This window comes from Fluviicola sp., assembly GCF_030151805.1.
GTDB lineage: Bacteria > Bacteroidota > Bacteroidia > Flavobacteriales_D > Crocinitomicaceae > Fluviicola.
In genome coordinates, this window is sequence record NZ_JASLCN010000161.1 from 1 (window position 1) to 21,054 (window position 21,054).

The window sequence follows — 21,054 nt, forward strand, 5'->3', positions numbered from 1 at the left end:
TTGGTTATTTCCCGACGAATAAATTAGCATACTCCGGTTTTCAGCCCGAATTATTCACTGTGCTACCTGAGCTTCAGCCCAAAAGTACCAGCGAATTCGGGAATGAGTTAAAAATATCACCCGGAGTCAAACTCATTTTTAAAAAGCCAACCAATCCGGTATTCACCGGAAAGATTTACATTTTGACCAATGGCTACACAGCCAGTACTTGCGAACCGATTGTTTATGCGCTGAAAAGCAGTAAGAAAGCGATCATTATCGGTGAAAAAACATATGGTGGTATGCTGGCTGCATCTCCATTTGTGGTATCGGGGAAATACATGCTGATGCTTCCCATAGCGGATTTTTATACTCATGACGGCGTTCGTTTAGACAAAGTGGGCGTATCTCCGGATATTGAGGTGAAATCAGAGGATGCTGAAAAGAAAGCGCTCGAAATAATTAATGGAGAAAGTTTCTCCAATATCCGTTAAACGGTTCGGTGGATTTTATGAAAAAAAAGGATGGTGATTTCTTCGGGATAAAGCGATGTAAGGTTTTGCGTCTTAGCATTTGTTCAATCAAATTCATACTTAAACGCAAAGAGCAGGATTTAGTTGAAACAAAAAAATGTACAAATCCCTTGCTGCTGCTGGGCTAATAGATACAACTTGTCCCGCCACTGCGGGATGTCTATGCGTATTTTTACCAATAAAACAGCACAGAAGTTTCCTGGTTTTTGTTTCTCTTCGATGATTAGACAAATGACTCTGGATAATCGTTGAAACGCAGTCCCGGTGAAACCTGGAAGCGAAGAGGGTGAAGGATTTCTGATGCCGTTCTCTAAATTTTCGTACAAGACATAAAATAAATAGTTGAAACCAAGGAATTTAGTTGTACCTTTCACCTAATTCAATAGAAGATTGTTATCTCAATCAGACTGTAAAATCATTTTTACAATCCAATTAATTCAACGTTTTCCGTAAAAGATCCGTGCGAGGTACATACGGCTAAGAATTCAATCTAGTTACAGTCCCGGATTAAAAGGGACAAAAAAACAACGAATATGAATAAAGGAACAGTAAAATTCTTCAACGATGCAAAAGGCTTCGGATTTATTAAAGGAGAAAACGAACAGGATATATTTGTACATGCTACAGGTTTAAACCAGGACATCAAAGAAAATGACAGTGTTACTTACGATACCGAAAATGGAAGAAACGGACTAAATGCCGTGAATGTTTCATTGGTAAACTAGTATGATCTAATCTTTCGAAGGAGGTTGTCTAATTTTAGACAACCTCCTTTTTTTGTTATAAATGGAAATACCGGTGTAAGCATTCGGTGTGCTTTTTGAGAAATCACCTGAATTCCCGGACGAGCCATTGATATTCCTGACAAGGTTCCGGGTTTTGCTAATTATTTATTTGCTGCAATCAATTTTACAATGCTGGAATTGAAAAAGGGGAGATCGGAGCCCAGTTCTGCGAAAAATTCCACATCTGCATTTTCGATGCTGATCAGTGCTTTCCGAAATACTGTTTCACCTTCCTTTGTAAACCGGATGGTTTTCGCCCGGGTATCTGTGGGATGTTCGTGACGGGTGATGAACTTTTTGTCTTCCAGTGTTCTTAACACTTTGGACACCATCATTCTATCGGCATTTCCCTGATTGGCAATATCAATTTGTGTTACGGCATCACTTTCCCGTGAAAGCCATGCTAAAGCCGCCAGCAGCACAAATTGAGTTTGAGTCAAATCCAGTGGATCCAACACCCGTTTTTGTTTCCGCTGCCAGAGAATCATGAGTTGCCCGAGCAGGTAACCCGGACTGTCATCCGGACTTTTAAAATGAAATTCAATTTTTTCAGACATATTCCTTTTGAAGCATTTGTGATGAAATCAGGTTGAAATCGTGTTGTTTGATTTCAAAGAAACCAAAACGAAACGGATAACCCCAACTTTTTTTGTTTTGAATGAACTCCAATTCGTCAATGAAAGGCAAAATAGAAACATCCTTGCCCGGCAGAAATTCAATGTTTCGTCTCGACGGACAAAAATCTTCCGAGACTTGTATCTGAGCTGTTTCATCGTCGGTTACTTTTCCGATAGCGGTAAACTGCTGACAAATTTCAGTCTTTCCCATGGTTTGTTTCCCTGAATAATAGATGATAAAATCACCTTTGCGCATTCGTTTCAACGGAGCTGCTTTTCCATGACAAGCCTGGGCAAATCCGCCCGCTACACCCGATTTTACGTGATCTTTTGAAGCAACGATTATCCAGTATTTCGTTTCTCTGGTATTCATAACCGGTGATTAATTCGTTTGCAAAAATGTAATCGTATAACCGTCAGGATCTTTTGTGGAAAGTGCTTTACCGAAAGGTGTATCAGCGATTGGTCCCAGAAGCGTTACATTCATTTCAGTAAGCCTGTTCTGTAAATCTTCTATTTTTTCGTCAATTGCAAACCAAAGAGAAACGCCAAGTCCCAATTCTTTTCCTTCGAGATCACTCATGGGAGTTCGAATGGCAAAACTCGCCTCGCCCTTGTTGAATTTAAAAACGTACGCATACGGATTTGACATTTCAGATACTTCAAAACCCAATTGATTGGTGTAAAAATCTTTTGAAGCGTTTAAATCTCTTACCTGGAGAGAAGCAAAATCTAATTTTCTCATAGCATCTTCTATTTATTGTTGTTGCAAATATAGTAATCGCGACAACAATATGCTAATTTTTTTTATTTCCTTGTGTTAAATATGCTTTATCAGATAGTTTTGATTGCTTTTCCTTATGGGAATAATCCCGGTAACCGGAACAAGTAATGAGTTTTATAAGAGAGAAGAAGGTGTTTTCTTCCTGTTTGATAAGTAAAAATGCCACAGTATCATTGTGGCGATTGTTCTGTTGGGTTTCCATTGCTCAGCATCTTCCAGAATGGATTCTTTGGTGTATTCTTTCGGGAATTCTTTTAGATGTTTATAGGCGTTTACAGCTGCCAGATCACCGATTGGAAATAAATCAGTGCGGCGAAGTGCAAACATCAAATACACATCTACCGTCCAGTTGCCGATTCCTTTTAATGTAACGAGGAGTTCACGAACCTGTTCATTCGGCAATTTTTCCAACTCCTCCAAAACGATTCGTTTTTCAATGAGTGCCTGGGCCAAAAAACGTGTGTAACTTGTTTTCTGCCGGCTAAACTGACATTGTTTGTATTCCTCATCTGTTAGAAGAAGCGCATTTTCGGGAGTAATTTCACCCAATCTTTCCTCAAATTTGTTGAGTGCAGACAACGCTGAAGCTAAAGAAACCTGTTGTTCCAGGATAATGTGCACGAGTGTTTTGAAAGAGTTTTCCCGTGTCCACATCGGTGGATATCCGTACACGTCAATAACACTTTTGAGATGCTGGTCTTTTTCGCTTAAAGCATCACAAATTTCTTCAAAGTTGTTTTCGGAAAATGTCTGTATCATTTGAATGAGAGGTATTTAACGACTTATAGTTCATCATCCCAAAGGCTCATTTGGTTTCCACCGTAACCTTCAATTTTCAAAAGAATCTCCTTGTTTTTTAGACCTCCTGCAAACCCGACTAATTTTCCTGATGCACCGATAACACGGTGGCAAGGAGCAATAATTGCTATCGGATTCTTGTGGTTTGCATTGCCAACAGCTTGCTGTGATTGCGGATTATTGAGCTGTTTGGCTATTTGTCCGTAAGTTCTTGTTTCCCCGAATGGAATAGATAAAAGTGCTTCCCAGACTTTTTGTTGAAATTCGGTTCCGATAAAATGCAGTGGAAGAGAGAAGGATTCCCGTTTGCCGGCGAAATATTCGTTCAGTTGTTTTTCCGTTTCGATCAAAACAGGATGATCTGCTTTTTCCGAATAAGCCGGAATCTTGATTCGTTTGGGATCGTCCTTTTCCCAAAGGAGTGCTGAAAGCCCTTTTTCGCTTGCAATGAGTCGTATTCTACCAACCGGAGAATCCATGTCTTTGAAATAATATTCCATCGTACCGCTTTTGATTTTCTGTTTTTCCGGGATCAGTGTAATGCCTTGTCCACATGAATCATTCACTCTATGAAATTAGAAAAAGTAAGTGAGAATGAATCCTGTTTACTTCCGGATATTTCACCCCTCTGAATCAATTGCTATTTACAAGCGTTATTCACATTCCAATCTTTACACTTTACTAAATGCTGATCCCTATGATTAGGTTACGCAAGGTTCTTTCGATATCTTTCGGGTACTTATGAAAAAACTCCTCCTTGTAACTGCTCTTCTGTTCAGTGTTTTTCAAATAACCGCTCAACTTTCGTGGCAAAACCCCCATTTAACCGGTGAACGATTCAATGACATTCAATTTGTTTCTCCATCAGTTGGCTGGGTAGTCGGGGATGTCGGAACACTCTTAAAAACAGAAGATGGAGGCGGAACCTGGAGCAAGTTGAATGCAGGAATCTGTGAAAACATTTCTGAAGTGCATTTTTTGAATGTGAACGAGGGCTGGATCCTTGGTGAAGGAAAGTTGTATCATACGGTTAACGGAGGTAATACCTGGTCGTTTTTTCCGGTCTTGAATTACAACCATATTGCGAGCATGAACATGGTTTCTTCCACGGTTTGGTTCGTTGGCTGCGAAGGCGGATTGCTGTTAACAACAAATGGTGGTAACACATGGGAATTGAAAAATACATCTATTTCAACCACTTTTGCTTTTGCCAATGAGCGAAAAGGGTGGCAGATTGCTCCTTTTGGCGGAGTGAAATACACCACGGACGGCGGAGTCAATTGGGTTACACAAGCAAGTGGTGTTTCTGAAAACATCCTGGATATCTGTATCATTGATTCAAACGAAGTTTGGATGTCGGGCGTAAGCGGTTTAATTCATACAACGAATGCAGGCACAAATTGGACAATCAATCAGTCGAGTAGATCGGTAGTAGGCACGACTTTGATTTTCACATCGGACTGCCAGTTTTTAGATTCCAGTTTGGGTTGGGCCATTAGCCCGATTTATGAATGCGTGATCATTACAACCGATGGCGGAGCATCCTGGACGAAAAAAACAGTAGTTGGTAACAAGGTATTTGGATTTGACCCGAATAAGGCTTTCATTATTGGAAATCAGCTATTACAAACAACTGACGGAGCCAATTCGTTTACGAATGAACTAAATCCGGTCTCTGAAGCTGATTTGTATTCCGTTAGTTTTTCTGATGATGTAAACGGATACTCCGTTGGAGCCGGCGGAACAGTGTTGCGAACAACGAATAGTGGTCAACATTGGGAAATACAAGTTGCCGGCACAAACTCCGATTTGAATGATGTATTTGCATTAAACAGCACCAACGCCTGGATTGTTGGTAATATGCCTGATTCTGTTTTGTTCACAACTGATGGCGGAACAAGCTGGCAGCTGCAACACACAGGTTCCAATGAATACTTAAGGGATATTCAATTTGTGAACGCGCTGACAGCTTGGACGGTGGGCTCCAATGGGGTTATTCTGAATACTGTAAATGGAGGACAAAGCTGGAGCATTCAAACATCCAATACATCCGTTACACTGAATGCGGTTTTCTTTGTTGATGTACTGAATGGATGGATTGTCGGCGAACAAGGACTTATTTTACACTCTGTTGACGGAGGAATTACCTGGAATTCCATTTCAAGTGCTGCAAATGGTTCGTTGGAAGATGTGTATTTTGTCAATCAAACCACCGGATGGGCAGTAGGGGACAATTCAATCATTTTGAATACCACGGACGGCGGAATACATTGGGAACCACAACCGGTGAACTTCGGTGGTGAACTATTTAACCTGAATGCAGTTCATTTTTTAGATACTCAGACAGGCTGGGCAACCGGATTTACTCCTTCGATTTATCAAACAACCGATGGTGGAGCAACCTGGCTTCCTCTGGATTGTGCTCCTGAAATCCGGTTTTTATACGATTTACAGTTCACCGATCCCACACATGGCTGGATAGTCGGCGAACGCGGGGCAATACTCACTTCAGGTGAGATGAATGGAGAACTTTCAATCGAAACCATTCAAGACCGTTTTCAGCTTCAAATTTTCCCCAATCCTTCATCTACTTTTATTTCTATTCATACGGATTTACCGGTAAAAAAGATCGAAATTCTGGATTGTAACGGAAGGTTAGTCAAAGAAGTAACGGGCAACCAGGAAATTTCCATTGTCGAATTACATTCCGGAATGTACATCGTTTCTGCAATCACTGAGTCAGGTACGTCAACAGGTAAGTTCTTTAAATTGTAAGCATATCCGAATAATCCGGATTGTACTCCGGACTATTTTATCAGGTTCACATGCCCGTTGAATTGAGCAGGTATACCAAAGCAGTTGGTATAAATAATTTGAACCGAATAAATACCTTCCGGACTTGGTTTCCCTTGATAATGACCATCCCAGAATTTTTTTGTGCTTTCCTGCTGGCTACTATTTTCAGTTAATTGAAATATTTCTTCGCCCCAACGATTGAAAATCCGGAGACTGCTCACGGTGACATTCATTTCGGTGAACTCCAGGTGATCATTGATTCCGTCACCATTTGGAGTGAATGAATTCGGTATAAAAATGGCTTGATCATTTCCCAGATCAATATAAATCGAATCCCATAGTTCATAACAGGCATTAAACGCCCGAATATCGTACCATCCTGATTTATTCAGACTTGATCCGACTGGCTGATGCGTCCAGGGATAAAATAATTCAACGGTGTAATTTGTTTCAATTTGGAGGAGATTCATTGAAATCTGTTGGGCACAGACCTGGATTGAATCGTTTGGAAAGTATAATTCAATATCGGCCATTTTGGTCACCGTCATAGAGTCGCTGGTGGTTCCGCATTGATTTGTTAGCGTACAAATGTATAATCCTTCCTGTGTGATTAGTTCAGTAGCTGTTTGTGAACCTGAATTCCAGGAGTAAGTTCCTGAATTTCCCTGTGCTGTATAGAGAAATCCTACTCCGATTTCGAAACAGGTATCCAATATGGCCGGCAAATGCAATTCCGGAAATTCACGAACGATTACGGTACAGGAAGCAGAATCAACTCCGCAGACATTCGAACCATAAACAGTGTATATTCCGCTTTGTGAAACAAAAAGTTGATTGCCCGTGGTTCCATTTGACCAGACGACGGAAGTCACATCCGTGAAAAGTGGAATTAAGGGAATGCTTTCACCAGTATGTAAACAACTGTCTATTGCTGCAATGAGGGAAACATCGGGTAAATTGATTTGTGTCACAACAATCGACGTATCCGTTGTGCCACATAGATTTGTTGCCTGAAGGGTATAAGTTCCCGGTGCTCCGATAGTTCTGTCAGTTGTTGTAAGCCCGTTATCCCATACGACCGAAGTTCCCGGAGTTACTCCTGCATTCAGATAAAGAGGGAACAAATCCTCACAAACAGCGGTATCACGGATACCCGTAATTTCAGGAAACAAATGCAGGGTGATTTGTATGGAATCCCGGATTGTTTTACAATCGTCCGAAACTTCCAACCAATAGATCCCGGAACTTGTAACGGAGAGCGATGACCCGGTTGAATTGTTGTTCCAGAGATAGCTCACAGTTCCAAGTGGATTTGTAACAACAGGAGTTACTGTGAAGCCTGTTCCCTGTTGAATACAAAGTGTCGTATCATTTCCCAGACTCATAGCCATATTCGAAGCCAGTGAAACCGGAACAATCGTGTCAGTCAACTCGCAGCATCTGATATCTAAAACACGTACGATGAGGGTGTCCAAACTAGTGGTAGAAAATGTATTGGAAGAAGAAATACTCCCGTCAGACCAATAAAAGGTCGGAGCTTGAAAACCGCTTACATTTGCAATAAAGGAAGATTGACAATTGGAAATTTGTACCAGGTCCAGTGAAAGACTGTCGCAGGGAGTATACAAATCCAGATCTTCCAGGATAATACCGTCGAAATAATTAATCCCAACCGGAATGTTCGTTAGCTGCAAAGGCTCCGGCTGAGTTGCCAGGTTCGTTACGATGACAGGTAATTCACTCAATTCGGAACAATCTTCGATGGTAGTGAGATCTTCGTTGAGAATAATCTCACTCGCATTGCAGTCATTTCCAGGGAGAAATATTTCAGAAGCTACAAAATAATGTGTATTGTTTCTGAAATCACTATTCCCATAAGCATTATTTGATGAAGCACCACCGTAATAGATGTTTGGTTTCTGAATCCCGACACATTTTTGGGCCACTCCGTTTTTATTCAGTTTGAGCACGTATAACCCGTTGAAACTGCTGTTTATTTGTCCGCATAGCACATAACTATCGGTGGTCTCATTCAGACCGTGTACATGAATCTGTCCATCACCTGCAATTTCATATTCTTTGGAAAATAAAACATTTCCGAGGAGGTCCAGTTTTGTCAGTACCACATTGGGGTCATTCTGTGTACTCATCGGTCCATTGTTAAAAGAAGCCAGTATGATGTTATCATTCATATCGTATTCAATCCTGCCTCCCTGGAAACTTGTGACAGCATTCGGAAGAAACGGAAGAGGTATACGTCGCTCCAAAAAGACCGTTCCAAATTCGTTGATTCCAACTAAAACAGGCATTTCCGGATAAGCCGTCTGAGAATTGGTTCTATGCGTTCCGGTAATAAACATCTTTCCATTGCGCATTTCCGTTGCACTTGTAAAAAGTGTCCGGTTATTAGCTCCCGCAATAGGGTAGGTGAATTGCAATAAGGGACTTTGCCAAATGATATCTCCTGTTTGAGAGGATACGGCCTGTACATTTCCGTGGATCATTCCGGAAATTAGTGATCCGCCTACCAGAAAGTATTTTCCATTGGCGTAACGCATCGAAGAGAGATAACCTTCTGAGCTAAATTCATACTTACACCAGTAAATCGAACCGGTCTGAGCATTCATTTTGAAATAAAAAGTTCCAAGTGTTCCGCCCCCGATTGCTCCTTCAATATCTCCACAACCGAATAATGTGTCTCCCAGGAGATCCAGGAATCCAAGATATACGGAGTTGCTCGCCATCGGAACAAACGTGATCGTTTTTGACCAAATAGTTTGGTGCAGCGGATCTTGTTTTACAATAAGTGCCTTGTTGCCCATTTTACCACCCAGATAGGTGTTTCCTGTATTATCAGCAACAAGATTTCCGCCCAACTCGTAAGTTGTTGGACTACCGATGATGGTACTTTTTTCCGGATCCTGTGCTTTTAAGGAGAGTATAAATGAAAGTGAAAGCAGTAACAGGCAGAATTTCATGGAAGTTGATTTATCATTTGACTAAAGTAAGTCTTTTAAAAGGAAGCATTTTTCCATATAACGTTTAAGAAACAGATGAGTTGCCTTCTTAAAAATACCCGGACTTTTGAGTGAAGCAGGAGTTAGCGTGGATTAACAAACCATTTTGGTACTAAAAAGAACCGATAGATTTGTGCGATGAACTATTAAAGGGTCGATTTTATTGATTCTCCGGATCAATAAACGCTGAAGGCATCAACTGTATGTGGTGTTTATCAGCCACTTTTATCAGTATCGGCATCAGGATAGAAGCACCCGGAATGAGTGCGAAAGGAACACCGATACCAACTATTTTTAGTGAATCAGCTAATTGGGTTTTCAAAACATGTTCTTCCTCATCACTGATTTTTCCTTCCCGGATATATTTTTGAATGATACCGGCTGCCTCTTTATCTCCGTTATATTCGGTTTTAACACCCAACAAAAAATGGTGTGCATGCTCCTCTAAGTAAACTTCTACATTCATTTTATTCGTTATTCATATGTGTATACTTCGGAACCTATTCGGATTCCCCTTTTAACCTGTTTATTTCTTTCTGAAGGTGATGAACCCTGTCCAATAAATGTTTAATGGTTTCCAATCCCTCCATGTTGATTTCCAGTTCGAAATGCATGTGCATGTATTTTTCGAGATCGGATAGCTGTTCAAACGCAATATACATTGTTTCATCGGAACGGCTCAACTCAATTAAACCATATTCATTCAATTGTTGCACGAATGAAGTTTCAATGTTGTAGTACATACAACACTGTTCGATGGATATACTGTTTGTCTTTTCCATGTTAATTTGTTTTACGTTCCCGGGAAAGCTGCCCGAATAATTCTTTTTCTTTTGCCGTCAAACCCGTTGGGATTTGTATCTGATAGGTCACATAAAGATCTCCGAACTCACCCTCTTTTTTATACACCGGAAACCCTTTTCCTTTTAATCGCACTTTGCTGCCATTTTGAGTTTCGGGAGTTATTGCCATTTTAACTTTTCCGTTTAATGTATCAATAATTTCTTCTCCACCCAATACGGATTTATAGAGATCCAATGGTACGGTAGTATAAAGATCGTTGCCCTTACGGGTAAACGCCGTGTTATTTTTGATTTCAAAGGTGATATATAAGTCGCCGTTTGGTCCGCCATTTGCGCCCGGAGCTCCATATCCCGTAAGTTTTATTTCCTGACCATTTTCAATCCCGGCAGGTACGGTTATCCGGATGCTTTTTCCATTAACCGTAAATGTTTGCTGTTGTGTTTTATAGGCTTCCGTTAAGCTAAGCTGCACAGATGCGCGAAAATCCTGTCCTTTAAACTTCACCTGTCTGCTGCTTCCGCGATTTCCAAACATGGAAGCAAAGAAATCAGAGTAGTCGCCGTCATCGCCACTGGAATAGTATTCATCATTGCCAAATGGATTGCCGGAGCCTCCAAACGGATTTTCTGGACCATGTGCACCGGATGCTGTCCGTTGTTTACGGGTTTGTTCAAATTGATCGGCATGTTTCCAGTCTTTTCCGTACTGATCGTATTTCTTCCTGTTTTCAGGATCACCCAATACTTCATTTGCTTCGTTGATCTGCTGAAATAGTTTTCCCGCTTCCGGATTGTTCGGATTTAAATCCGGATGGTGTTTACGTGCTAATTTCCGGTAAGCCTTTTTGATGTCATCGGCAGTTGCATGCTTATCAACCCCTAAAATGTGATAATAATCGATATAATCCATACGCGTAGATCCGTTATTACTGAGCTCTTGTCATCTTAAATTTACAGTTTAAAACTGTTTTTATGGTATGTTCTTTTCAATTATGGATTCACTGAGAGGAAACAAGAAGTAACAAACAGTGTAATTCTTATGATCGGAATGAACATTCACCTTTCATGATTAACTGCTTTTTCATCCTCAGGAATGTTAACAGGAATACAATATGACGCATTTAATTCGGGAATAATGCTGTCATATCCATAAACATCCTTTAATTTCTTCTTTAAGGCAGCAGAACTTTCTTGCTCACCATGAGTAATAAACAGTTTTTCCGGGCTTTCTTCCAATTCACTCAACCAGTTCACCAGTTCGTTTTGATCGGCATGTGCCGATAATCCTTCCACCAGGGTGCAAGTTGCATGTACGGTCCAGGATTTTCCACGCATTTTTACTTCCTTCGCACCATCGAGCAATGCGCGTCCGCGCGTGCCCTCGCCCTGATAGCCAACCATCAGAATAGTTGCTGTTTTTTGGCCCAGGTAATGCTCGAAATAAGTCAGAACTCTTCCGCCTGTTGCCATTCCTGAAGCTGCGAGTATGATTTTTGGCTGATTGCTTTCGGCAAGTTTTATGGTCTCTTCTTGCTTGCTGATTGCTTTGATTTCCTTCAGGATTTGTTTTGACTCCGAAGGAGATAATTTATGCCAGGAGTGATGTTTGTTGAAAATTTGCAAAACGTTTTGTCCCATTGGGCTGTCCATGTAAACGGGTAAATCAGGAATTAGATGCTCACTCTTCAGTTTCCAGATGTAAAACATCAGTAATTGAGCTCGTTCGACAGCAAAAACGGGAATGAGGATCGTCCCCTTTTTAGTCGCTGCCTGATTGATCGCTTCTGCGAGATGAATTTCAGGATTGCGGGGGTGCAGTCGTCCGCCGTAAGTGGATTCGATCACTAAAACATCTGCCTTTTCAGGTTTCTGAGGTGGAAATAATAAGGGGTCTTCTTGTCTGCCGATATCTCCTGAAAATACCAGGAGTTTATCAGCTGCTCTGAGTTCAATAAATGTGGCACCGACAATGTGTCCGTTGTAACGAAAACGAACCGAAAAAAAATCGGAAAATCTGATCCAATTGTCGATTGTCTCTAATTGAAACAGACCGAAAACAGATTCTGCTTCTTTAGTGGTATAAAGTGGTTTGGCAGGATGATGTTTACTGTATCCGAAGCGATTCGCATTTTCAGCATCTTCTTCCTGTATTTTGGCACTATCCAACAGGATTAGTTTTGTGATTTCAATAGTAGGTCCGGTAGCATGGATTTTACCTTTGAAACCCTGTTTTACCAATAACGGAAGATATCCGACATGATCCAGGTGTCCGTGTGTTAGAATGACTGCATCGAGTGTCGAAACATCAAATGGCAAAGATTCCCAATTGAGCAGACGTAATGCTTTTAAACCCTGGAATAATCCGCAGTCGATCAGTATTTTTTTTCCGGATAATTCTATCAGGTATTTAGACCCGGTAACGGTTGAAGCCGCTCCCAAAAAGTGTATTGTTAAGTTCGTTTCCATGTTTAATAGTTTATTCAATGAATCTTCGTTATTGATTGGTAATGGTGTGATTGCAAAGGTTGTTTACTTCATTCAGGACAGTTGCGGCCCGGGTTGATTTTATTCCGATGGATTTGAGTAATTCGGCTTTTTTTAATAGTTCACTGCATAATACCACTTCGAACCCCAGTAATTTTTGTTTTTCAGCTGCTGTAAGTGATGTCAGGCAAGTAATCGGATAAAGCCGGTGGTGATCGATCTGGTCCTTTAAACCATTTCCAAACGGATGATCCCATCCTAAAAGCTTTAAACCTGAGCAACCTGCGTATTGTATGGCATCTGAAGTGAAACGGGTGTTTGTAACAATCCAGCCTTTCCGTTGTTTTGCGCCGTGGCTTCCTTTTTGGAGCAGATGTGCTTCTATATCGTTAAATCTGGCATGAATGTATAAAGGGATTTTCACATTACAGGATATGCCTGACTGATTATGGTATTTGCATTCTATCAGCAGTTGATTCCTGTCTTTTTCGGCAACGACATCTATTTCATGTGTAACACATTTTCCCTGAAAAATCTGACCTGTCTGCGTTTTGTACCCTTCTTTTTTGAATAATTCTGCAATGTACTTTTCAAAAGGAAAGCCGGAAGGACCGAGTTCCATGATCGCATACTTCAAATGATACCTGGCCGCCTGATGCCGTGAGCCTGATTTGAGCAGGGCAAATGCAATTTTATAAATGTTCCGGGTTGTCATACCATCGTAAAACTGGTTCCTGATTTCCTCCAGGATGAAGTCAATTTGTTCATTGTCTGCTCCGGATCTGAGCAGGGATTTGCGAACTTTCTCTTCTGAAAACGGGCTTTTTTCCCCAGATGCTTTTGTAACTGTAAATTCATTATTCATAAGTCGGCACGATTGTTTCGGAGATGATATACAAGAAGGATCAGGCTAATAAAAGCCAGGATAAAAATGAACCAGATGAGTTCGACGGGATTGTTCCGGCCATACTGACCTAAAAATAACATAAGTATACCAATAGTCAACTGCATCAGTAATGAAAAAGTCAGGATCACAGGAGCGAGAAAATAGCCGGTTTTTTTCTTTTTGATCAATAGAATTCCACCTATGAAAATTCCGGGTAACACAAAAGACAGATCAAGTACATGAACCGGGTTGGTTGGAAGTTGTTCTAAATCGCCGGGAGTTGTATTTAATAAATTTGCAGGTAAAATAACGGAAAGCCATGCTCCTAAAAACAATACCGAAATGAAAATAAAATACCCCCCGGTTACCAGATACAGGAAGGAATGTACTTTCGAAGCATGAAATTTCTTTTTGTAAGAATAAAGGAAAAAGAAAAGGGAATAGGTTGTTAATCCAAGGATGAGCACATAAAACAAAAACATCCGGTTGAACTGTATATCAAAACAGTAGATGAGGAACGTATAAATAAAGTAACAGCTGATTCCGGCCCAGATTAAACCAAAATAATTTTTCTTCAGGTTAATAAGTAAACCGCAGAGCAGATAAAATGGAATGACACAGAGGTTGATCAGATCCTGTCCGGTTGCCTGGGCTGCCCACAGTTCTGTTTCTTTCGCATAAATTCCCGGTGAAATGAAACCTTGCCAACTCGTCAGACAGATTAGCGCTGAAATAATCAGAGAAAGTTTCCGGATGATCCGAAGTTGTTTCATAACAGTCGTTTTAGTGTTGTAAAACAAAACTATGATACTACCTGTTCAAATCGAATGACCAGTATCTCTTCACGATATGATTTCCATCAGTATTCAGATATGTTTAAGGCTATTTATCAGAGTCATTGTTCCGGTAACAACTACCAGGATGAGTACAGCATATTTGAATTGGATTTCCGAAAACCGGGTCAATAGTTTTTTACCGATGAATGTTCCGGTAATGCCAACTACCAATAAGATCGGTATCAGGTAGTAATCGTGTTTGTGCATGTATCCATTGGAAAAGTAGACGATACTTCTGCTCAAATCAATACCCAGATCAATAATGGCAGAGGTGGCGATGAAACGTTCTTTGTCGAGATTGAAAGCTGCCAATGTCAAACCCCGAATAGCTCCGCCGGTTCCTAGAAGACCAGTAGTTAGGCCGGATAATGCTCCGCCCGCAATGGAGTTGGTAGTTGTTGGTTTCAGCTGTAGGTTTTTATACACCATGAGCAGCAAGCTCAGAACGATAAGAAAAATGGATAGAATGATCTGAAGCAGTGATCCGTTTACAAAGCGACTTAAGAAAGCACCTGCAATCACGAAAAGAATTGCCGGAATCCCAATCGTTAGAACCAGCTTTTTATCAAAACCCTTTCTGAAAAGTGCAATTTTTGAAACATTGCTGGATAAATGAAAAAGTGCGGTAATACCCAGAACGGAATGAAAATCGAAAAAATAACCGGCTATCGGAACAAAAAACATGGATGATCCGAAACCGCCGACTGTACCCAGGATTTCAGCAATAAGCGCGAGAATAATAAACAAGGGTAAGAATTGCATACGGCTTTTTTAGTTGAAAACTGCCCGGGTTCTACCGGACAGTTATGAATTCAGGAAACCTGGATCTTTTTCTTAAGAGTTGGTTTACTTTTTTTCTTTTTGGGGATAGTCAGTTGAAGAATACCCTCCTGGTAAACAGCTTCGATTTTGTCTTCTTCCACGTTTTGAGGCAGGTTGAATGTACGTGAGAAAGATTTTCTTTCGAATTCCTTCTTTGTGTACCGTTCATTCGATTTAGTTGTTTCACGTTCTTTATCGGCACTAATGGTAAGATAAGCCCCTTCGACATCGATCTTAAAGTCTTTTTTAGAAAAACCTGGAACTGCCAATTCGGCGTGAAAAGCTTCATCACTTTCTTTGATGTTCACAGCCGGAAACAAATCTGCTCCATGAAACGGCCATTGGTTCGAAAAAAAACGATCCGTAAAGAAACCGGACCAGTCCGGTACGGCTAATTCTTCGTTTTTAGATGTTTTTACTGGTTTCATAACTTATTTTTAAGGTTAAACATACAGGTAGTTCATTCGGTATTGCTTCTAATAATATTCAGGTTTATCCGGCTCAATTCCTTTACTCAGGAATTCCCCTTCTTGATTTTGTTCCGCTAATGTCCACGTATCCGTTAAAACTGTTTCCAGCCAAACCTTTCCGGATTTTCGGAATACTTGCAGGCCCAATCCATATTTGTTCCATAAAAGCTGTTCCAGTTCATTGACTTTCATATCAGGAGAAATAACAATTTCACCGGAATTATGGATCGTGCGGCAATCTTTGAGAAGTACATCCTTACGAATTAAAAACTGGAGAGACGTAGCCTGCCCGGATTCGTGTCTTTTTGAAAAAAATTCCAACTTCAGAAAAGGGAAAACCTGGTTAAATGAATCACGTATCTGCGAAATACTTTGCTGGTCGTTAATAATTACTTTCATTAGATATGAAGTTGGTTTATTCATGGAGAATTAATAAAGGAGTGAGATTGTGGAAGCTCATGGCTTTTGTCAACGGTTCCCGGAACAAGCGCCCTATCAGAGAATGTTTCCGGGATATCATCGTCACCAGATCAATGTCATGTTTCTTGACAAAATCATTAATCCCATTGACAATGTCCGGATGTTCCACTTCAAAAAAAGTATGGTATGTTTGTTTCAATGACTTTTCTATCCGGAAACTTTCAGCAATTTCTCCAAATGTTGGGATAATTTGTGCTTCAGTGAATACATTCAGGATACAAATATGCGATTTGAATGTTGAAGCAAGCTCTTTAAGAGGTTTCAGAACAAGGGAATCATCGGTTTCAGTAAAGTCAACTGCCAGTACTATTTTTTTAGGCACTCTGAATCTCACTTGTTTGTCAATAATCATGATGGGTATTGTTGTTTTCCGAATCAGTGTTGACGCCGTACTCCCCAATATTTTTTCCTGCAGGTAACCGGTTCCCTGAGCTCCTATTACAATGAGATCTACATATTGCTTTTTAGCATAGGAGGAAATGACGTCTACCGGGTTTCCCCCAATGGTGGTGTAACTTATTTTTAAATCAGAATTGGATTTTTCAATAGACTTTTTTAGCTTTTCCAGGTTATCCAGAGCTTCTTTTTTCAGGTATTGTTCTGTGGTTGTAAGAATCGAATTTTCTACAAACACAGGTATGGGATAAGCATGTAGTAAGACGAGTTCCGTCTCGGTTTTTTTAGCCAGTTGCACTGCATAGTCCAGGGCATTGTCAGATAGCTTTGAAAAATCTGTTGGTACGAGTATTTTTTTCATGATTTCAGAGTTTTATGATTTAAAGAATATATGATCTAGTGAGAAACTATGCCATTCGGGAGGAGTCATTAAAAGAAGCAGGAGCAATACCAATCTTGGGAATACGTGACGTGTATCCCAAAGCGGTTCATTTATTCCAAAGCCAATTCCTGCAATGATGAGGTTTAATCCGAGGAGATACAGAATTATGAATTCAAATAACCCGAAGATCAGTAGTGCGCCACAAATTAATTCTGTGTAAGAAGTGAATAGTGCTGCAATTGAAGTCAGGGATCGTGGTATGCCTTTCACAGCGAATCGTTTCTGGTAAGCATCAATTACATTTTTCATTCCGATTTTGACCACCGCATCATAGCCTTGAAAGAGAAAAAGAATCCCCAGAAATATACGTGCAATTGTTACTGCTGAAACGTAATGGTATTGTTCGATAATTTCCATGACTATTGTTTTAAGACAAAAGTAGGGGGTGTTAAAACAGATGGAAATGAGGGCTGTCATTATTTAACATGATGTGTGTCAGTAAGTTTTTCAGGTAAAAGAATGACTTGTCCTGGGGTTAGGTAATTTTTTTAGTCACACAGATTTATGTTTGTCTTCATCTGTCAATTGATGGATTCTTTGGTGTAATCCCTGCTTTGACTATTCGAAATTTGTGCTGCCTAACGTTCGACTGAGCTCACGCTGATACTGATACCCATCCGTACCGTGTGAAAGATGAGTACATCACCTATATTTAGTATAGGATACAACATAAAAGAATGATCAGTTTCAGCACAAAAGATGACAAAAATCATCTGGTTTGCCCAGGTCGTCTTTTACTTTTGATCTCGGGTCAAAAAGTGTATATTCGTTATGGAATATGAACTGAGAAAAATGGAAAGTAAAGAAGGAATTGATGCGTTGTTTTTGCATGCTACTGAAGGAATTTTGGTCACGAATGCGGAAGGAAAAATCACGCGTATCAATCCCAGTGCTGAAAAGCTTTTCGGTTATCGATCAGGAGAATTAACAGGTTTAAAAATAGAATCGTTGATACCTTCCAGATTCACACATAAGCATGAGAATAACAGAACGAATTACGGACATCATCCGCATGCCAGATCAATGGGATTGGGTATGGAGTTGTTCGGTCTGAAAAAAGATGGCTCTGAATTTCCGGTTGAGATCAGTCTAAGTCCGTATAGTAACGACGAAGGAAATTTTGTTATTGCTTTTATACTGGACATAACGTTACGAAAAGAATCTGAACTTAAGTTGAAAAGCTATTCGGAAGACCTGGAGAAACAGGTCAAAAACAGGACTCTTGTTCTGGAAGAAGCAATCAAAGAACTGGAAAGGACCAAAAAAGAGTTGGATACTTCTTTGGCTAAAGAGAAAGAGTTGAATGAAATGAAATCGAGGTTTGTGTCGATGGCTTCGCATGAGTTTCGAACTCCGCTTACGACCATGATGTCATCCCTTTCATTGGTTGTCAAATATAATGAACGGAATGATCCGGATAATCATGCAAAGCATATCCGTAAAATCGAAAAATCCATTGTCAACCTGACAGATATTCTCAATGATTTCCTTTCCGTTTCCAAACTGGAAGAGGGCAAAGTCGAAAATGTACCGGAAGAATTAAATCTCAAGCAATTCCTGTTGGATATCAGTTCCGAAATGCAAGGGATGTTGTCTGAAAAACAGGTGATTACTCAGCAGTATTCGGGAGAAGAGCAGGTGTTTCAGGATCCCAAGTTACTGCGGAATATCCTGTTTAATTTAATTTCAAACGCAATTAAATTTTCTCCCGAAGAAGGTGTAATAGAATTAAATACTCAAGTCAGTGAGCACGCTATTTCGATTTTGATAAAAGATAAGGGTATCGGAATCAGTGAGCAGGATCAGCAACATCTTTTTGAACGGTTTTTCCGGGGAGGGAATGCGGCGAATATTCAGGGAACCGGGTTAGGACTGAATATTGTTGCACGATATGCAGAGCTTATGAGTGGGAAAGTCACCATTGAAAGCATTCAGAATAAAGGAACCATTGTTACATTATTCATTCCACGTTAAACAAGCTTTATGAAAAAGATATTACTCATCGAAGACAATCCGGACATTCGTGAAAATACGGCTGAAATTCTGGATTTGGCACAGTATAAAGTATTAACCGCTGAAAACGGAAAAGAAGGAGTGCAGCTTGCTCTCAAGGAACTTCCTGATTTGATTATTTGTGATATCATGATGCCTGTTCTTGATGGATATGGCGTGCTGCATTTGCTGTCCAAAAATGAATCTACAGCAGGTATTCCTTTCATTTTTCTGACGGCTAAGGCTGATCGCGGGGATATGCGTAAAGGAATGTCCATGGGAGCAGACGATTACCTGACAAAACCTTTCAATGACCAGGAATTACTTAGTGCCATTGAAACCCGGCTGAATAAAAATGACCTTTTAAAGAAACAATTTGAAAAGAATATAGATGGAGTTCATCATTTTTTGAATGAAGCCAAAAGTTTTGAATCGCTGAAGCAGTTGTCTGAATCACGCGATATCAGGTATTTCAAAAAGAAGGATGCTGTTTTTCATGAAGGGACATATCCCAGAGGAGTTTATTTTATTCATAAAGGAAAAGTAAAGATTTATCAGAAAAACGATCAGGGTAAAGAACTCATCAGCGCCTTACATAAAACGGGTGATTTTTTCGGTTTTCTGTCTTTGCTGAAAGAGGAGCAATATATACACTCTGCTACTGCCTTGGAAGATACTGAGATTTATATGATTCCCAAAGATGATTTCTTTTCTCTTATATACAGAAACACGGAAGTTGCTCGAAAATTCATTGAATTGCTTTCAAATAATCTGCTTGAGAACGAGCAGCAATTAATACGTTTGGCTTATAATTCCGTGAGAAAGCGAGTAGCCGAAGCATTGGTGAAGTTATCAGATACCTATAAAAACGAAACCGATAAGCAATTCAGTATGAATGTTTCGCGGGAAGACCTGGCCAATTTGGTTGGTACTGCCAAAGAAACAGTGATCCGTACTTTGAGTGATTTTAAAGATGATAAGTATATCGATATTTCAGGAAGCACCATCACGATCCTGGATTACGATAAATTAGTTTGTATGAAAAACTGATCCTGATATCGATTCATTCAAATTCTGAGTAGTATCATAATGTGCTGTGATTGAGATCATTTTGTTTGAAGCTCCCTTAGCGTTTCTTTGTCATGTAATCTTAAATGAAGTCATCATGAAAACAAATGAACAGTTACAAAAAGATGTCCAGGATGCCATTAAATGGGAACCATTATTGAGAGCCGCAGAAATCGGAGTTATTGTTAAAGATGGAATTGTTACTCTGACAGGCACAGTAGATAATTATGCTAAAAAACTACAGGCAGAGAAAGCTGCAAAAAGTGTTTCAGGTGTAAAAGCAATTGTAGAAGAGATGGAAGTGAAGTTTTCCAATTCTCAAAAGAAAGATGATACTGATATTGCCGAAGATATTATTTTGATCTTAAAAACAGATTTTCTTGTCCCGAATGAAAAGGTGCAGGTAAAAGTTGAGAACGGCTGGGTTACACTGGAGGGTGAAGTGCATTGGAATTTTCAACGGGAAGCTGCTAAACGTGCAATTGAACATATTAGAGGTGTATGTGGAGTATTCAATCATTTAAAAATCAAATCTGAAATCAACGATGAGATCGAACAAAAGGCAATTGAATCGGCACTTCATCGCAGTTGGGCAATTAATGCTGATCATATAAGAGTACATGTTCAGGGAAGAACAGTTAAACTTACGGGTACGGTAGCTTCTTTGTATCAAAAAGAAGAAGCAAGTCGCATTGCATGGAAAACTCCGGGTATCTGGCATGTTGAGAATGAATTGGAGGTTGATTACGAATACGCCCTGGTTGATTAAAATAATTGAAGGTGGAAAAATGAGTTTTCCACCTTTCTTGGTTAAATTAAATATTCAGAAAAATGAAATCAAATAGAAACGTAGGGATTTGGATGGATTATTCATCTGCAAATTTGCTAGATCCGGATCATAATAAGAATCAAATCATTCAATCCGAATTCTCACAAGCCTCAGAGGAAGAAGCTTTGAAAAGAGGTGAAAAGCATATGCATCATAAAGAACAACATGAGCAGACAGCTTATTTTAAAGAAATTGCCAATAAGATTTCCGGATATGATCAGGTGCTTTTATTCGGTC

Annotated in this window: 23 protein-coding genes and 1 pseudogene; 7 read left to right on the plus strand and 17 right to left on the minus strand. The window is 40.0% G+C overall.

The genetic code is table 11. The annotated features are described in order from the left end of the window. Both Q1V93_RS06065 and Q1V93_RS06070 read left to right on the plus strand, forming a co-directional pair. A partial coding sequence (locus Q1V93_RS06065; RefSeq protein ID WP_300662813.1) for a S41 family peptidase occupies nucleotides 1–473 on the plus strand: 473 nt, incomplete at its 5' end. A gap of 572 nt (nucleotides 474–1,045) precedes the next feature. After that, entirely contained in the window at nucleotides 1,046–1,237 is a 192-nt protein-coding gene (locus tag Q1V93_RS06070) for a cold shock domain-containing protein (protein ID WP_300662815.1), read from the plus strand. A 161-nt stretch (nucleotides 1,238–1,398) separates the two neighbouring features. Here the strand turns inward: Q1V93_RS06070 and Q1V93_RS06075 are convergent, their stop codons facing one another. The 5 genes from Q1V93_RS06075 to Q1V93_RS06095 all read right to left on the minus strand — a co-directional run bounded on the left by Q1V93_RS06075 (nucleotide 1,399) and on the right by Q1V93_RS06095 (nucleotide 4,062). Continuing rightward, nucleotides 1,399–1,854 (minus strand): MarR family transcriptional regulator, encoded by a 456-nt coding sequence (locus tag Q1V93_RS06075; RefSeq protein WP_300662817.1) that lies wholly within the window; start codon nucleotides 1,852–1,854, stop codon nucleotides 1,399–1,401. Next, complete coding sequence (locus Q1V93_RS06080; RefSeq protein ID WP_300662819.1) at nucleotides 1,847–2,287, minus strand: EVE domain-containing protein; 441 nt, start codon at nucleotides 2,285–2,287, stop codon at nucleotides 1,847–1,849. Before Q1V93_RS06080 ends, Q1V93_RS06075 begins: the two co-directional genes overlap by 8 nt. Nucleotides 2,288–2,296: 9 nt before the next feature. Beyond that, on the minus strand, nucleotides 2,297–2,659 hold the full coding sequence (locus Q1V93_RS06085; RefSeq protein ID WP_300662821.1) for a VOC family protein: 363 nt from the start codon (nucleotides 2,657–2,659) through the stop codon (nucleotides 2,297–2,299). 153 nt (nucleotides 2,660–2,812) lie between these two features. Continuing rightward, nucleotides 2,813–3,457 (minus strand): DNA-3-methyladenine glycosylase 2 family protein, encoded by a 645-nt coding sequence (locus Q1V93_RS06090; RefSeq protein WP_300662823.1) that lies wholly within the window; start codon nucleotides 3,455–3,457, stop codon nucleotides 2,813–2,815. A gap of 23 nt (nucleotides 3,458–3,480) precedes the next feature. Beyond that, nucleotides 3,481–4,062: a methylated-DNA--[protein]-cysteine S-methyltransferase gene (locus tag Q1V93_RS06095; RefSeq protein ID WP_300662825.1), complete on the minus strand. Its 582-nt coding sequence runs from the start codon at nucleotides 4,060–4,062 to the stop codon at nucleotides 3,481–3,483. Nucleotides 4,063–4,237: 175 nt separating this feature from the next. Here Q1V93_RS06095 and Q1V93_RS06100 point away from each other — a divergent pair, with 175 nt between their 5' ends. Then, on the plus strand, nucleotides 4,238–6,271 hold the full coding sequence (locus Q1V93_RS06100) for a YCF48-related protein (protein ID WP_300662827.1): 2,034 nt from the start codon (nucleotides 4,238–4,240) through the stop codon (nucleotides 6,269–6,271). A gap of 32 nt (nucleotides 6,272–6,303) precedes the next feature. Here the strand turns inward: Q1V93_RS06100 and Q1V93_RS06105 are convergent, their stop codons facing one another. The 12 genes from Q1V93_RS06105 to Q1V93_RS06160 all read right to left on the minus strand — a co-directional run bounded on the left by Q1V93_RS06105 (nucleotide 6,304) and on the right by Q1V93_RS06160 (nucleotide 17,285). Next, complete coding sequence (locus tag Q1V93_RS06105) at nucleotides 6,304–9,270, minus strand: gliding motility-associated C-terminal domain-containing protein (RefSeq protein WP_300662829.1); 2,967 nt, start codon at nucleotides 9,268–9,270, stop codon at nucleotides 6,304–6,306. A gap of 199 nt (nucleotides 9,271–9,469) precedes the next feature. After that, nucleotides 9,470–9,775, minus strand: coding sequence for an LETM1 domain-containing protein (locus Q1V93_RS06110; RefSeq protein ID WP_300662831.1), 306 nt, complete (start codon nucleotides 9,773–9,775; stop codon nucleotides 9,470–9,472). Nucleotides 9,776–9,809: 34 nt separating this feature from the next. Further along, on the minus strand, nucleotides 9,810–10,091 hold the full coding sequence (locus Q1V93_RS06115) for a chaperone modulator CbpM (protein WP_300662833.1): 282 nt from the start codon (nucleotides 10,089–10,091) through the stop codon (nucleotides 9,810–9,812). A 1-nt stretch (nucleotide 10,092) separates the two neighbouring features. Then, nucleotides 10,093–11,022, minus strand: a complete 930-nt coding sequence (locus tag Q1V93_RS06120) for a DnaJ C-terminal domain-containing protein (RefSeq protein WP_300662835.1) — start codon at nucleotides 11,020–11,022, stop codon at nucleotides 10,093–10,095. A gap of 146 nt (nucleotides 11,023–11,168) precedes the next feature. Then, entirely contained in the window at nucleotides 11,169–12,578 is a 1,410-nt protein-coding gene (locus Q1V93_RS06125) for an MBL fold metallo-hydrolase (protein ID WP_300662836.1), read from the minus strand. A 28-nt stretch (nucleotides 12,579–12,606) separates the two neighbouring features. Beyond that, complete coding sequence (locus Q1V93_RS06130; RefSeq protein ID WP_300662837.1) at nucleotides 12,607–13,461, minus strand: restriction endonuclease; 855 nt, start codon at nucleotides 13,459–13,461, stop codon at nucleotides 12,607–12,609. Beyond that, nucleotides 13,458–14,255 (minus strand): hypothetical protein, encoded by a 798-nt coding sequence (locus Q1V93_RS06135; RefSeq protein WP_300662839.1) that lies wholly within the window; start codon nucleotides 14,253–14,255, stop codon nucleotides 13,458–13,460. The genes Q1V93_RS06130 and Q1V93_RS06135 overlap by 4 nt, the downstream gene beginning before the upstream one ends. Before the next feature lie 93 nt (nucleotides 14,256–14,348). Further along, complete coding sequence (locus tag Q1V93_RS06140) at nucleotides 14,349–15,080, minus strand: sulfite exporter TauE/SafE family protein (RefSeq protein ID WP_300662841.1); 732 nt, start codon at nucleotides 15,078–15,080, stop codon at nucleotides 14,349–14,351. A 50-nt stretch (nucleotides 15,081–15,130) separates the two neighbouring features. Continuing rightward, nucleotides 15,131–15,568, minus strand: a complete 438-nt coding sequence (locus tag Q1V93_RS06145) for an Hsp20/alpha crystallin family protein (RefSeq protein ID WP_300662843.1) — start codon at nucleotides 15,566–15,568, stop codon at nucleotides 15,131–15,133. Nucleotides 15,569–15,616: 48 nt separating this feature from the next. Next, nucleotides 15,617–16,009: a hypothetical protein gene (locus Q1V93_RS06150; protein ID WP_300662844.1), complete on the minus strand. Its 393-nt coding sequence runs from the start codon at nucleotides 16,007–16,009 to the stop codon at nucleotides 15,617–15,619. Nucleotides 16,010–16,025: 16 nt separating this feature from the next. Beyond that, complete coding sequence (locus tag Q1V93_RS06155; protein WP_300662845.1) at nucleotides 16,026–16,847, minus strand: universal stress protein; 822 nt, start codon at nucleotides 16,845–16,847, stop codon at nucleotides 16,026–16,028. 12 nt (nucleotides 16,848–16,859) lie between these two features. Continuing rightward, complete coding sequence (locus Q1V93_RS06160; RefSeq protein WP_300662846.1) at nucleotides 16,860–17,285, minus strand: DoxX family membrane protein; 426 nt, start codon at nucleotides 17,283–17,285, stop codon at nucleotides 16,860–16,862. Between the two features lie 435 nt (nucleotides 17,286–17,720). On the opposite strand from Q1V93_RS06160, the gene Q1V93_RS06165 reads away from it, so the two are divergent. The 4 genes and pseudogenes from Q1V93_RS06165 to Q1V93_RS06180 form a co-directional block, all read left to right on the plus strand. Continuing rightward, nucleotides 17,721–18,902 (plus strand): PAS domain-containing sensor histidine kinase, encoded by a 1,182-nt coding sequence (locus Q1V93_RS06165; protein ID WP_300662847.1) that lies wholly within the window; start codon nucleotides 17,721–17,723, stop codon nucleotides 18,900–18,902. A gap of 9 nt (nucleotides 18,903–18,911) precedes the next feature. Next, the gene (locus Q1V93_RS06170) at nucleotides 18,912–19,970 is read left to right on the plus strand and encodes a response regulator (RefSeq protein WP_300662849.1); all 1,059 of its coding nucleotides are present in this window, start codon (nucleotides 18,912–18,914) and stop codon (nucleotides 19,968–19,970) included. Between the two features lie 115 nt (nucleotides 19,971–20,085). Continuing rightward, nucleotides 20,086–20,757, plus strand: a complete 672-nt coding sequence (locus tag Q1V93_RS06175; RefSeq protein WP_300662851.1) for a BON domain-containing protein — start codon at nucleotides 20,086–20,088, stop codon at nucleotides 20,755–20,757. Nucleotides 20,758–20,819: 62 nt separating this feature from the next. Beyond that, nucleotides 20,820–21,054 (plus strand): annotated as a pseudogene (locus tag Q1V93_RS06180) (hypothetical protein); the annotation flags it as partial.